The 12,631-nt window shown below is 74.9% G+C and carries 12 protein-coding genes, 1 rRNA gene and 1 other annotated feature; of the genes, 2 read left to right on the top strand and 11 right to left on the bottom strand.

Annotation, left to right across the window (positions count from 1 at the left end):
• From NMK34_RS12695 to NMK34_RS12660, 8 genes are all read right to left on the bottom strand, one after another.
• The gene (locus NMK34_RS12695) at positions 1 to 864 is read right to left on the bottom strand and encodes a hypothetical protein (RefSeq protein WP_318333534.1); all 864 of its coding nucleotides are present in this window, start codon (positions 862 to 864) and stop codon (positions 1 to 3) included.
• 60 nt (positions 865 to 924) lie between these two features.
• On the bottom strand, positions 925 to 1,866 hold the full coding sequence (locus NMK34_RS12690; RefSeq protein ID WP_318333533.1) for a copper transporter: 942 nt from the start codon (positions 1,864 to 1,866) through the stop codon (positions 925 to 927).
• A 27-nt stretch (positions 1,867 to 1,893) separates the two neighbouring features.
• The gene (gene steA, locus NMK34_RS12685) at positions 1,894 to 3,072 is read right to left on the bottom strand and encodes a putative cytokinetic ring protein SteA (protein WP_318333532.1); all 1,179 of its coding nucleotides are present in this window, start codon (positions 3,070 to 3,072) and stop codon (positions 1,894 to 1,896) included.
• 118 nt (positions 3,073 to 3,190) lie between these two features.
• Positions 3,191 to 4,948, bottom strand: coding sequence for a DNA repair protein RecN (gene recN, locus NMK34_RS12680; protein ID WP_318333531.1), 1,758 nt, complete (start codon positions 4,946 to 4,948; stop codon positions 3,191 to 3,193).
• A 574-nt stretch (positions 4,949 to 5,522) separates the two neighbouring features.
• Positions 5,523 to 6,407, bottom strand: a complete 885-nt coding sequence (locus NMK34_RS12675; RefSeq protein ID WP_013285580.1) for an NAD kinase — start codon at positions 6,405 to 6,407, stop codon at positions 5,523 to 5,525.
• On the bottom strand, positions 6,404 to 7,252 hold the full coding sequence (locus NMK34_RS12670) for a TlyA family RNA methyltransferase (protein ID WP_269700394.1): 849 nt from the start codon (positions 7,250 to 7,252) through the stop codon (positions 6,404 to 6,406). The genes NMK34_RS12675 and NMK34_RS12670 overlap by 4 nt, the downstream gene beginning before the upstream one ends.
• A gap of 21 nt (positions 7,253 to 7,273) precedes the next feature.
• The gene (locus NMK34_RS12665; RefSeq protein WP_194799848.1) at positions 7,274 to 7,501 is read right to left on the bottom strand and encodes a hypothetical protein; all 228 of its coding nucleotides are present in this window, start codon (positions 7,499 to 7,501) and stop codon (positions 7,274 to 7,276) included.
• Positions 7,498 to 8,163 (bottom strand): hypothetical protein, encoded by a 666-nt coding sequence (locus NMK34_RS12660; protein WP_318333530.1) that lies wholly within the window; start codon positions 8,161 to 8,163, stop codon positions 7,498 to 7,500. Before NMK34_RS12660 ends, NMK34_RS12665 begins: the two co-directional genes overlap by 4 nt.
• A 112-nt stretch (positions 8,164 to 8,275) precedes the next feature.
• On the opposite strand from NMK34_RS12660, the gene NMK34_RS12655 reads away from it, so the two are divergent.
• A complete protein-coding gene (locus NMK34_RS12655; protein WP_135239476.1) occupies positions 8,276 to 8,611 on the top strand; it encodes an SCP2 sterol-binding domain-containing protein in 336 nt (111 codons plus the stop codon).
• 13 nt (positions 8,612 to 8,624) lie between these two features.
• Here the strand turns inward: NMK34_RS12655 and NMK34_RS12650 are convergent, their stop codons facing one another.
• Positions 8,625 to 9,692 carry an HAD-IIA family hydrolase gene (locus tag NMK34_RS12650; RefSeq protein ID WP_318333529.1) on the bottom strand — a complete coding sequence of 356 codons (1,068 nt, stop codon included), beginning with the start codon at positions 9,690 to 9,692 and terminating at the stop codon, positions 8,625 to 8,627.
• Complete coding sequence (locus NMK34_RS12645) at positions 9,689 to 10,672, bottom strand: Replicase polyprotein 1ab (RefSeq protein ID WP_318333528.1); 984 nt, start codon at positions 10,670 to 10,672, stop codon at positions 9,689 to 9,691. The genes NMK34_RS12650 and NMK34_RS12645 overlap by 4 nt, the downstream gene beginning before the upstream one ends.
• On the opposite strand from NMK34_RS12645, the gene NMK34_RS12640 reads away from it, so the two are divergent.
• On the top strand, positions 10,589 to 12,142 hold the full coding sequence (locus NMK34_RS12640; protein WP_318333527.1) for a hypothetical protein: 1,554 nt from the start codon (positions 10,589 to 10,591) through the stop codon (positions 12,140 to 12,142). The two genes, NMK34_RS12645 and NMK34_RS12640, sit on opposite strands and share 84 nt — an antisense overlap.
• A gap of 94 nt (positions 12,143 to 12,236) precedes the next feature.
• On the opposite strand, the gene rrf is transcribed toward NMK34_RS12640, so the two are convergent.
• Positions 12,237 to 12,353 (bottom strand): 5S ribosomal RNA (gene rrf / locus NMK34_RS12635).
• A gap of 88 nt (positions 12,354 to 12,441) precedes the next feature.
• Positions 12,442 to 12,542 (bottom strand) — a sequence feature (23S ribosomal RNA rRNA prediction is too short).
• Positions 12,543 to 12,631: the final 89 nt, after the last annotated feature.

The raw sequence follows: 12,631 nt of genomic DNA, 5'->3' as shown, positions 1-12,631 counted from the left end.
TCAGTCCGGGAGCCGGCCCAGCTCGTCGAGGTGCCGCAGCCCCGGCGTGGACGCGATGACCTGGGTGAAGCTGACCTTCTCGCTGGCGGCGGTGAGCGCGGCGAGCACGGCCAGCACGCCGGCCCGGCCCAGCGGCCCGGTACGCGCGGCCAGGCTCACCCCGAGCAGCGCGCCGAGCGCGTTGGCGCCGCTGTCGCCCACCATCACGCGCTCGCCGAGGTCGTCGCCGATCAGCGCGGCCGAGGCGCCGACAGCGCCCGCGGCGAGCCCGCCGTACGGGCCGGTGGTCAGTGGCGCGCCGAGCAGCATGCCGGACTTCAGCGCCCGGCCGGGCCGCAGGTCGAGCAGGTTGACCAGGTTGGCGGTGCCGGCCACCACGCCGGCGCCGAGCAGCACGTCGAGCCCGCGGCCGAACGCCCCGGCCCGCCGGCGGCGCGGATGCGCGGCGACCCGCCGGTCGGCGGCGAGCAGCGCGGCGGCGCCCAGCCCGGCCACGCCCACCCCGGCGACCTTGACCATCCCGGCGGTGACCTGACCCTCGCGCAGCGCGGCGAGATGCCCGGCGAACCCCTTGGCGGCCTTCTGCTCGGGACGCGCGCCGACCACGTCGTCGTAGAGGCCGACTGCGCCCGCGCCGAGCCCGGCGACGAGTGCGGCGGCGCCGGCCGGGGCGCTACCGGCGCCGAGCGCGGCCCCGGTGGCCGCGCCCGCGGCCAGGGCCGGACCGGCGGCCAGGGTCACGGTGCGGCCCCGGTAGTTGGTGCGCTCCAGCGCCGGGCCGCCGGGCGACGTGCGCGTCTGACGCAGCACGTAGCGGGCGGCCAGCGCGCCCGCGCCCACGGCGAGCAGCCGACCCAGTCTCACGGAACCTCCTCGATCCGGACTTCGAACGCGACGCGGCACGGACCGGGCGGCCCGCAGCGGTCACCGGGGCAGTGTAGGCACCCGGGAGGTGGCGTTGTCGCCCACGCCGTACTGGCCGGTCTTCTTCTCGGTGAGCTGCTGTGCCAGGGCGAGGCTGGTGCCCAGCTGGCCCTGCACGGTGTTGGCGTTGTCGACGGTGGAGATGGTCTGCGACAGCACCGGGTCGCCGCGCACCACGGAGACGAGGTTGCCGCCGGTCGAGCCCATCCCGGCGACCACCAGCGCGCCGGCCCTGTCGAACTGCTCGGCGATCTTCACCACCGACTCGTCCTTCTTCGCCGAGTCCTTGTCGACGTACGGCTGGCCGGTGACCATCACCACCGCCTCGGCGGCGGTGGAGATCTTGTCCGCCGGGGTGAGGTAGCCGGCGGTGGCGTACTGCTCCAGCACCGCGCGCCGGTCGGCGTCGCTGACCGGCGGGCTCCCGGCCGGGCGGTCGACCAGCACGTTTGCCAGCAGCGCGCTGGAGGTCTCCACGCCGTGGCCGTTGCCGGGCAGATTGCCGGTGGGGGCGCTGTTCGGCCGGGCCGCGGTGACCGCCAGTTCCAGCAGGTTGTTGTTGCTGTCCGGGTTGACGAACTTGTCCTGCACGTCGATGCGGCCGGTGACGTCGGCACCGGCGGTCCGGAGCATCTCCACCACGCCCTCGGCCTGGTCGCGGCCGCTGGGCAGGGTGAGCACCAGCACGCGGCGGCCGGTCAGCTTGCCGGGCAGCACGAGCTGGGCCATCTCGGCGGCGAAGTCCTCCTCGGTCTCCAGCTGCTTCTGCATGCTGTTGACCGACTGGCGCATCAGCGAGTTGTCCTTGCGCAGGCCGTTGACGTTCTCCCGGAGCGAGTCGGCGACCGGCCCGTTGAGGGCGGCTGTGCCGACCACCAGGCCGATCGCCAGTGCCAGGAACACCGCGGTCAGGGACACCACGTGGTAGCGAAAGTTGATCACGCTTGCAGCCTCTTGATCGTCGGGGAGCTAGAAGAGCTGGCCGAGCTGGAACACGAAATTGTCCCACCATTCGGAGACCACGCCCAGGTACGCCTTCCCGACGGTGGAGACCGCCACCGCGGAGGCCATCGCGGCCACCGCCGACAGGACCAGCAGCAGCAGCGACGACCCGGAGATGCTCTGCCGGTAGAGCCGGCTGACGCCCTTGGCGTCGACCAGCTTGCCACCGACCTTCAGCCGGGTCAGGAACGTCGACGCCATGCCGCCGCGCCCCTTGTCGAGGAACTCCACCAGGGTGGCGTGCGTGCCGACCGCCACCAGCAGCGAGGCGCCCTTCTCGTCGGCCAGCAGCATGGCCAGGTCCTCGCTGGTGGCCGCCGCCGGGAAGGTGATCGCCGGTACGCCGAGCCCGTTGACCCGGGCCAGACCCGGTGCCCGCCCGTCCGGGTAGGCGTGCACGATCACCTCGGCGCCGCAGCGCAGCACGTCGTCGGTGACCGAGTCCATGTCCCCGATGATCATGTCCGGCGTGTAGCCCGCCTCGACAAGCGCGTCGGCGCCGCCGTCCACGCCGATCAGCACCGGCTTGAACTCCCGGATGTAGGGGCGCAGCACGTCCAGGTCGGCCTTGTAGTCGTAGCCGCGGACCACGATCAGGCAGTGCCGGCCCTGGATCCGGGTCTGGATCTCCGGCACGCCGACGCCGTCGAGCAGCAGGTCACGTTCCTGGCGCAGGTAGTCCATCGTGTTGGCGGCGAACGCCTCCAACTGCACCGACAGGCCCTCCCGGGCGTCGGCCATCGACTTGGCCACGGTTTCGGCGTCCTGCAGCGAGCCGTGCGCGACCGGCTCGTCGCCGACGAAGACGGTGTTGCCCTCGATGCGGACCCGGTCGCCCTCGCGGACCTGCTCGAAGACGCTCTCGCCGAGGTCGTCCAGCAGCGGGATGCCGGCCGAGATCAGCACCTCCGGGCCGAGGTTGGGATAGCGGCCGGAGACCGACGGCTTGGCGTTGAGCACCGCCGCCACACCCACCGCGACGAGCGAGTCGGCCGCCACCCGGTCCAGGTCGACGTGGTCGATGACCGCGATGTCGCCGGGTCGCAGCCGCCCGACCAGCCGTTTCGTCCGCCGGTCGAGGCGCGCGGTGCCGACGATGGAGCCCGGCTCCGGGTTCCGGCTCCGGCGCAGTGTGGGTAGACGCATCGTGACCATCCTGGCATGTGAGGCAGGTTTTGCTGTCGCGACATGCCTGAGCAGGGCCGCCTACCCAGGGAAGCACACCGGAACCCGCGCCGGTGTGCTTGCGCTCACAATCGGGGCATCACGGACGCCTTTCCTTGGCCGCCACGGCCAGGAGCTCCTCGGCATGGGCGATACCCAGATCCGAGTCCGGCAAACCGGCGAGCATCCGGGCCAGTTCCCGGGCGCGCTCGGTGTCCTCCACCACGCGCACCCCGCTCGTGGTGACCGCTCCCCCGGTGTCCTTGGCCACCACCAGGTGGCGGTCGGCGAACGCGGCGACCTGCGGCAGGTGCGTGACCACGAGCACCTGGTGGCTACGGGCCAGCCGGGCCAGCCGGCGCCCGATCTCCACCGCGGCCTGACCGCCGACACCGGCGTCGACCTCGTCGAACACCAGCGTGGGCGGGCCGCCGGAACCGGCGAAGACCACCTCGATGGCGAGCATCACCCGGGACAGCTCGCCACCGGACGCGCCCTTCTGCAACGGCAGCGCCGGCGCGCCCGGGTGCGCCAGCAGCCGCAGCTCCACCTCGTCGGCGCCGTCCGCGCCGACGCCGGTCTCGACGCCGTTGACCGGCAGGCTCGGCTCGGACCGGCCCGCCGGGCGCGGCAGCACCGCCACCTCGATGCGGGCGTGCGGCATCGCCAGCCCGGCCAGCTCGACTGTCACCTCCTCGGCGAAGCGCACCGCCGCCTCCCGCCGGGACGCCGACACCCGGCCGGCCAGGTCGGCCACCTCACCGGCGAGCCGGGTCGCCTCGCGGTCCAGCTCGTCCAGCAGTTCGTCGGAGGTGTCCAGATCGGACAGCCGCGTGCGAGCCCGCTCGGCCCACGCCACCACGCCGTCGACGTCGTCGGCGTACTTGCGGGTGAGCGCGCGCAGCGCGGCCCGCCGCTCGTACACGGTCTGCAGGCGGGCCGGGTCGGCGTCCAGCGCGGCCAGGTAGGCCGACAGCTCCGCGGCCACGTCGGTGACGAGCGTGGCCGCCTCCTCCAGCCGGGCCGCCAGCTCACCCAGCGCCGGGTCGGTGCCGGCCTGCGCCTCCAGCGTGCGCCGCGCGGTGCCGAGCAGCACCGTCGCGTCCGGCGTCTCGTCGGTCGCCTCGACGCCGCCGGCCACGCACTGCTGCGCCACCTGCGCGGCGGTACGCAGCCCCTCGGCGTGCTCCAGCCGCTGCGCCTCGGCCTTCAGCTCGTCGTCCTCCCCCGGCTGCGGGTCGACCCGGGTGATCTCGTCCAGGCCCAGGCGCAGCAGGTCGGCCTCCTGGTTGCGCTCGCGGGCGTTGCGCCGCCGGTCGGCCAGGTCGTCGACGACGGTGCGCCACCGGGCGTACGTCTCGCGCAGCGCGTCGAGCAGCTTCTCGTGCTCGGCCCCGGCGAACCGGTCGAGTGAGGCGCGCTGCTCGGCCGGGCGCAGCAGCCGGAGCTGGTCGGACTGGCCGTGCACGGCGAGCACCTGCTCGCCGACCTCGCCGAGCGTGGACACCGGCATGGCGCGCCCGCCCAGGTGGGCCCGGGAGCGGCCCTCGATGGTCACGGTGCGGCTGAGCAGCAGCGAGCCGTCCTCGTCGGGCTCGCCACCGGCATCGAGGATGCGGGCGTGCACCGCCTCGGCCACCCGTCCGCTCAGGCGAAGCCGGCCCTCCACCGCCGCGCGGCCCGGCTGGGCGCGCACCCGGCCGGCGTCGGCACGGCCGCCGAAGAGCAGGCCGAGGCCGGTCACCACCATGGTCTTGCCGGCGCCGGTCTCGCCGGTGATGACGTTCATCCCCGCGGCCAGCGGCAGCGTGGTGTCCTCGATGACGCCCAGTCCGGTGATGCGCAGCTCTTCCAGCACAGCACCCGACAGTAGCCCCGCCGTGTGACAGTTGACCAGCCGGCAGGGCGAGCCGCGGGCACCGGTACAGGTCAGCCCGGCGTGCCGTGCAGTGGCGGCCGGCCGACTTGATGGCCTCCGCCGATGTGGACACCCGGCCCGGGCTGGCGTTCCAGGCCGCCCGGCCCGGCTGGATCCGACCGGGGTCGGGGCGGGACGGCCCCAGGACCGCGTAGCCAGGTGGACACGCGCACGACGGAGTGGAGGCCGGGACGCCGGAGACCGTGTCGCCCAGCTCGCGTGCCGCCGCTTCCTCCGGCGGCGGCCCTGCGACCTGTCGGCCCGGCCGGGGTCGACACCCGACCGGACACGGCGTGCCGGTCCGCCCGCCGCGGCCGGCTACGACGCTCCGGCGTCCCGACCGTCGCGGCCCCGGCCACCCCCTGGCCGAGCCCCGCGACACCGGGCCGCATCCGGGAAGCGGCGGGCCTCACCGCCGCGCCCGGACTCACCTCTTCGCGGCCCGTACGCCCACCGTAACGCGCGCGAGGGCCGGGACCGGTGGGCCGAACGGAGATTTCCACTGAGCCGCTGGTCAGCGACGGTTGCCCCGCCAGCCCTGGACGGGAAGGTCGAACTTGGCCACCAGCCGGTCGGTGAACGGGCGGGCCCGCAGCCGCACGATGCGCACCGGCAGCGTGCCCCGGCGCACCGTCACCCGGGCGCCCGGCGGCAGGTCGTAGACGCGCCGCCCGTCGCAGCACAGCACGGCCAGTGTGGTGAACGGGTCGACGGTGATGACGAACGTCGACGTCGGCGCGGTCACCAGCGGACGGCTGAACAACGCGTGCGCGCTGATCGGCACCAGCAGCAGCGCCTCCACCTCGGGCCAGACCACCGGCCCGCCGCCGGAGAACGCGTACGCCGTCGAGCCGGTCGGGGTCGCGCAGATCACGCCGTCGCAGCCGTACCGGGACAGCGGCCGGCCGTCCACGTCGACGAGCAGCTCCAGCATCTGGGCGCGTTCGCCCTTCTCCACGCTGATCTCGTTGAGCGCCCACGACTCGATGGTCGGGCCGCCCTCGAACTCGGCGGTGACGTCGAGGGTGAGCCGTTCGTCCACCGTGTAGTTGCGGTCGACCACGTCACGCACGGCGGTGTCCAGGTCGTCGATCTCCGCCTCGGCGAGGAAGCCGACCTTGCCCAGGTTGATGCCGAGCAGCGGCACCTTGGCCGGGCGGGCCAGCTCGGCGGCGCGCAGGAACGTGCCGTCCCCGCCGAGCGCGAACACGATCTCGGCGCCCTCGGCGGCCTCCGGGCCGGTCACCGGCACCACGCCCGGCAGGTCCAGGTCGTCGGCCTCCTCGGCCACCACCCGCACCTCGAACCCGGCGGCGATCAGGTCGGCGGCAACCGCCCGGGCGTGCTCGGTGCTGCGTCGACGGCCGGTGTGCGTGACCAGCAGCGCGGTACGGCTCACCCGGACACCTCCTCGGTCGTGGCCGCCGTCGCGGCGGCGCCCTGCGGGCCGGCGGCCACCACCGCGCGGACCCGCTCCGGGTCCGCGGCGGGCGCGTCCCCGCGCAACCATACGAAGAACTCGACGTTGCCGCTCGGCCCGGGCAGCGGGCTGGCCGCCACGTCGGCCAGGCCGAGGCCGAGCCCGGCGGCCGCCGCGGCCACGTCCAGCACCGCCTCGGCGCGCAGCGCCGGGTCGCGGACCACACCGCCGGCACCGACGCGCTCCTTGCCGACCTCGAACTGCGGCTTGACCATCAGCGCCAGGTCACCGCCGGGCCCGGTGCACGCCGCCAGCGCCGGCAGCACCAGCCGCAGCGAGATGAACGACAGGTCGGCCACCGTCAGGTCGACCGGGCCGCCGATCGCCTCCGGCGTGAGGGTACGCACGTTCGTGCGCTCGAACACCCGCACCCGCTCGTCGGTACGCAGCGACCAGGCGAGCTGCCCGTAGCCGACGTCCACGGCGACCACCTCGGCGGCGCCGCCGCGCAGGAGCACGTCGGTGAACCCGCCTGTCGACGCGCCCGCGTCCAGGCAGCGCCGGCCGGTGACGGTCAGCCCGCCGGGGGCGAACGCGGCGAGCGCGCCGGCCAGCTTGTGGCCGCCCCGGGAGACGTACTCGTCGGCCGGATCCTCGCCGGTGACCAGCAGCGGGTCGGCCGGGTCGACCATCGCCGCGGGCTTGCGCGCCCGCACTCCGCGCAGCTGGACGCGACCGGCCTCCACGAGCGCGGCGGCCTGTTCCCGGGAGCGGGCCAGCCCGCGCCGGACCAGTTCGGCGTCCAGCCGGGTACGACGAGCCATCAGGTGTGTCTCCGCCTCTGCTCAGGCCTGGTCGATTGTGGCGAGGGTCTCGCGCAGCGTCTCGTACGCCGCCTCGTACTGGGCGATCTGGTCGGCCGGGGCCAGCGCCTCGGCGTTGGCCATGCCGAGCACCGCGGCGTCCACCGCCGGATGGCTCGCCTCGCCGACCTCCTCGACCGGCGCGGGCCGTACCCCCGGGGGCGGTCCGGGCCGCGGACCCGGCGGCGGGCCGGGCCGGGGCGCGGTCACGAGCCGGCCGCCCGGTGCCCGGTTGCCTTCTTCGCCGGCCGGGCGGGCGCGGCGGGCGAGTCGTCGGCGGGGGTGCGGGCCACGGTGGCGGGCGGCTTCTTCGCGATCGCCTTCTTGGCCACCGCCTTCTTCGCCACCGCCTTCTTCGCCACCGCCTTCGTCGGCGTCGTCGCGGGGGCCGTGGCGGGCGTCGTCGCGGGGGCCTTTGCCGGCATCGTCGCCGGGGCCTTGGGCTGGGTCTCGGCGGCGGGCGACGCGGTGTTCGGCTGCCCGGCCCCGGACGGCGCCGTCTCGGACGGCTCGGCGGCTGTCCCGGCCGGTGCTGCGGCGGCGGGCGGGGTGTCGGCCGGGCCGAGGTGGCCGCGCGCCTCGCGCAGCTGCCGCTCCAGGTCGTGCACCCGGCGGGTCAGCTCCGCGACCTCGTCGGCGGTGGCCAGGCCGACCGCGCCCAGTGCCCGGTCCACCTCGAAGCGGACCAGCTTGGTCAGCGACTCCCGGTTCGCCAGGCCGGTCGCGACCAGTTCCTCGGCGAGCGTCTGGAGCTGGGCGGCGGTCGCGCCGCCCTGGCCGACGACGCGCATGACCGCGTCCTGTGCCTTCTTCCGGGGCGCCTCCGTCAGGCCCATGGCCAGCTCGAGGTAGGCGCGCCACGCGTCCTGCATGCCTGAGTCCTTCCGCGGGGCGAGATGTGCAGGTGCCACGCTACCGGGCACCCCGGACGCCCCATTGCGGTACGGTGCCGGGAAACGGCGTGGTTCGTGGTGAGGAGACGATGTGGCCAGCGTGGACGAGTGCCGGCAGGCGTTGCACGACCTGGCCGCGCGGCTGGACCGCAACGCCGAGGCGCAGGGACGCATCGACCTCGACCGCACCCTGGCCTGCCGGATCACCGACCTCGGCACCGCGTTCCACGGGCGGCTGGAGGGCGGCCGGCTGGTCGACCTGGCCGACGGCGACGACCCGAAGGCGAAGATCGCGCTGAGCACCGGCAGCGACGACCTCGTCGCGCTGGTCCACGGCCGGCTCGACGTCATGGCGGCGGTGGCCTCCCGCCGGGTGTCGATCAAGGCGAACCCGTTCGACCTGATGAAGCTCCGCAAGCTGCTCTGAGCGGCCCGGCCCCTCAGCCGTCGAGACCGAACGTGGCGAGGGCCTCCTCCGCCGCCGGGGACTGCGCCCGCACGCGCGGCCCCGACCCCGTCGACCAGGCCACCGCGCAGAGCGCCGCGAGGGCCGCCAGAGGCGGTCCCGCGCCGTCGAGCACGAGGTCCGCGCCGGCCTCCGTCACCGACCAGCCGCCGTCCGCGGCCCGGCCCGGCACCGCCACCACGGCGGCCGGGTCGAACAGGCCCGCCAGGTCGAACGAGACGTACGCGGGGCGGCGCTCCTCGGGTGCGGCCAGCAGCTCGGTGGCGTCGCTGACGCCGGTGAGCACCAGCAGGCTGTCCAGCCCGGCCCGGCGGGCGCCCTCGATGTCGGTGTCCAGCCGGTCGCCCACGACGAGCGTGCGCCCGGTCCCGGCCCGCCGCGCGGCGGTGGTGAACAGCGCCGGCTCCGGCTTACCCACGATCACGTCGGGGTCGCGGCCGAGCGCGGTCCGCAGCACGGCGACCAGCGAGCCGTTGCCCGGCAGCGGGCCACGCGGGCTGGGCAGCGTGCGGTCGGTGTTCGTGGCGTACCAGGGCGCGCCCGCGCGCACCGCCAGGGACGCCTCGGCCAGGTCGGACCAGCCGACCTGCGGGCCGTAGCCCTGGGCCACCGCGGCGGGCTCCTCGTCGGCGGTGGACACCGGCCGCAGGCCCACCGCGCGCAGCTCGGCCCGCAGCGCCTCCGCACCGACCACGAGCACCGGCGCGCCCTCGGGCAGCCGGTCGCGGAGCAGCTCGGCGGTGGCCGCCGCGGAGGTGAGCACCTCCGCCGGCTCAGCCGCGACGCCCATGCCGGTGAGCAGATCGGCCACCTCGCTGGAGCGGCGGGAGGCGTTGTTCGTCGCGTACGCGACCGCGCGCCCCTCGGCGTGCAGCCGGCTGACCGCCTCGACCGCGCCGGGGATGGGCCGGTCGATCAGGTAGATGACGCCGTCCAGGTCGAAGACGACGAGCGAGTACGCGTCGACGAGCCGCCCCGCCCCGGCGCGGTCGGGTTCTCCCCGATCCGCGCCGGAGGCGGTGTCACCGGCGTACCCGGTCATCGGCGGTCCGCCGCCTCGCCCTCGCCGGCCGCCCGCGCCTGGGTGACCTCGTCGGCCGGGGTACCGGCGGCCGGCTCCTCGGTCGTGCCGACGGCGGCCGGGGTGTCGGCGGCGAGCGAGCCGGCCTCGGTGTCGGTCAGCTCGTCGTCGGCCAGGTCGCCGGCGTCCCGGTCCCGGTAGCCGGCCCGAGCCGCGTCACCGCCGTCGCCGCTCAGCCGAGCGTCGTCGTCCCGGTCGTCCCGGTCGTCATCGTCGTCGTCATCGTCATCGTCGTCGTCGTCGTCGGCCGACGCCTCGGACGTGTCCGCGTCGTCCTCCGGCTCGTCGTCGCCCTCGATGACCACGCCGTCCAGCTCCAGCAGCCGCTCGGCGGCGTCCGTCTCCCCCTCGGAGTCGACATCGGCGGCCCGGGAGAACCACTCCCGTGCCTCCTCGCGCCGGTCGACCGCCAGCAGGGCGTCCGCGTACGCGTAGCGCAGCCGCGCCGCCCACGGCTCGGTCGAGTCGCCGGTCAGCTCGCGGACCTGGAGCATCGCCACCGCGGCGTCCTTCTGCCCGAGGTCACCGCGCGCCCCGGCGGCCACGATCAGCAGCTCGATCGCGACGGCCTGGTCGAGCTTGTCCCGGTCCGCGCCGCGGAACAGGTCGATGGCCCGCTCCGGCCGGCTCAGCGCCCGCTCGCAGTCGGCCAGCACCGCCAGGTGGCTCTGCAGGCCGGTCATCCGGTGGTACGTCCGCAGCTCGGCGATGGCGGTCTGCCACTCACCGGCGTGGTACGCGGCCAGCCCGACGGCCTCCCGCACGGCGGCGATCCGCGAGGCGAGGCGGCGGGCCGCCATGGCGTGCGCCAGCGCCAGCGCCGGATCCTCGTCGATCAGCAGACCGGTCGCGACCAGGTGCCGGGCGACCGTCTCCGCGACCGGCTTGGCGAGGGAGAGCAGCTCCGCCCGGACGGCCGAGTCGAGGTCGCTCGCGACCACGTCGTCGGGCAGCTCCGGCGCCTCACCGGTACGACCCTCGCCGCGCTCGTCCTGGCGCTCCCGCTGCGGACCGTAGGTGCCACGGCGGTCGTCGCCGCCCGGCCGGTCACCGTAGCCGCGGCGCTCACCGTCCCGCTCGCCCCGGAAGCCACCCGGCCGCCGGTCGTCACGCCGGAAGCCACGGTCGCGGTCGCCACCGCGGAACCCGCCGTCGCGGCGCTCGCCGCCGGCGTAGCCCTCCCGGCGGTCGCCGCCCTGATAGCCGCCCTCACGACGGTCGCCGCCCCGGAAGCCACCCTCACGACGATCCCCACCGCGGAAACCACCCTCACGGTCGCCACCGCGGAAACCGCCTTCACGACGGTCACCACCGGCGAAGCCGCCCTCGCGACGGTCGCCACCACGGAAGCCACCCTCACGACGATCCCCACCGCGGAAACCACCCTCACGGTCACCGCCCCGGAAACCGCCGCCTTCACGGCGGTCACCGCCCCGGAAGCCTCCCTCACGGGCACCGCCCTCACGCCGGTCACCGCCCCGGAAGCCTCCCTCACGGGCACCGCCCTCACGCCGGTCACCGCCACGGAAACCACCCTCGCGGCGGTCACCGCCCCGGAAGCCTCCCTCACGGGCACCGCCCCGGAAACCACCGTCACGGTCGCCACCGCGGAAGCCACCCTCACGACGGTCACCACCGGCGAAGCCGCCCTCGCGGCGGTCGCCACCGCGGAACCCGCCCTCACGGCGGTCACCGCCACGGAAGCCACCGTCACGGGTGCCGCCTTCACGGCGGTCGCCACCGCGGAAGCCACCCTCACGGTCACCGCCGCGGAACCCGCCCCCGCGACGCTCACCACCGCGGAAGCCACCCTCACGGTCGCCACCGCGGAACCCGCCCTCGCGACGCTCACCACCGCGGAAGCCACCCTCACGGTCGCCACCCCGGAAACCGCCCTCGCGACGATCGCCGCCCCGGAAGCCGCCCTCGCGGGCGCCACCCTCGCGACGGTCCCCACCACGGAAACCGCCCTCGCGGCGGTCGCCACCGGCGAAGCCGCCCTCGCGGCGGTCACCGCCACGGAAGCCACCCTCGCGACGCTCACCACCGCGGAAACCGCCGTCACGGTCGCCGCCCCGGAACCCGCCTTCGCGCCGGTCGCCGCCCGGACGGCTTCCACTCCGGAAGCCACCCTCACGGTCGCCACCCCGGAAACCGCCCTCACGACGGTCACCGCCGCCGGAGCCGCCCTCACGACGGTCACCGCCACGGAAACCGCCCTCACGACGGTCACCGCCACGGGTGCCACTGTCACGGTCGCCACCACGGAAGCCACCCGGGCGGTCGTCGCGGCCGCCCCGGTACGAGGGACGGTCATCGCGACGGCCGTCGCGGCCGGCGTCACCACGCCCCTGGCCGCGGTCGGCGCGATCCTCGTAACGACGGGGGCGGTCCCCGCCCTGGGGTCCTGAGCTCACAGGTACATCCTTCCTGATGGCGTTTCCGCCGAGAACGCTAACGCAGTCGAGGGCCGCCCCTGCTGGGGCGGCCCTCGACTGGAAGATTGTCCGGCGGTGTCCTACTCTCCCACACCCTCCCGAGTGCAGTACCATCGGCGCTGGAGGGCTTAGCTTCCGGGTTCGGAATGTTACCGGGCGTTTCCCCTCCGCCATGACCGCCGTAACTCTATGAACATGTCAACCAACCCTTGGTGGGTGATCGTTTGTTCAGAGTTGCACAGTGGACGCGTAGCAGCTTGGTAGTCAAGTCCTCGGCCTATTAGTACCGGTCAACTGAACCCGTTACCGGGCTTACATTTCCGGCCTATCAACCCAGTCGTCTAGCTGGGGGCCTTACCCCACAATGTGGGTGGGATACCTCATCTTGAAGCGAGCTTCCCGCTTAGATGCTTTCAGCGGTTATCCCTTCCGAACGTAGCTAACCAGCCGTGCCCCTGGCGG

The organism is Micromonospora sp. BRA006-A, from assembly GCF_033433935.1.
Lineage (GTDB): Bacteria > Actinomycetota > Actinomycetes > Mycobacteriales > Micromonosporaceae > Micromonospora > Micromonospora aurantiaca.
This window is presented reverse-complemented; position numbering and strand designations above follow the sequence as displayed.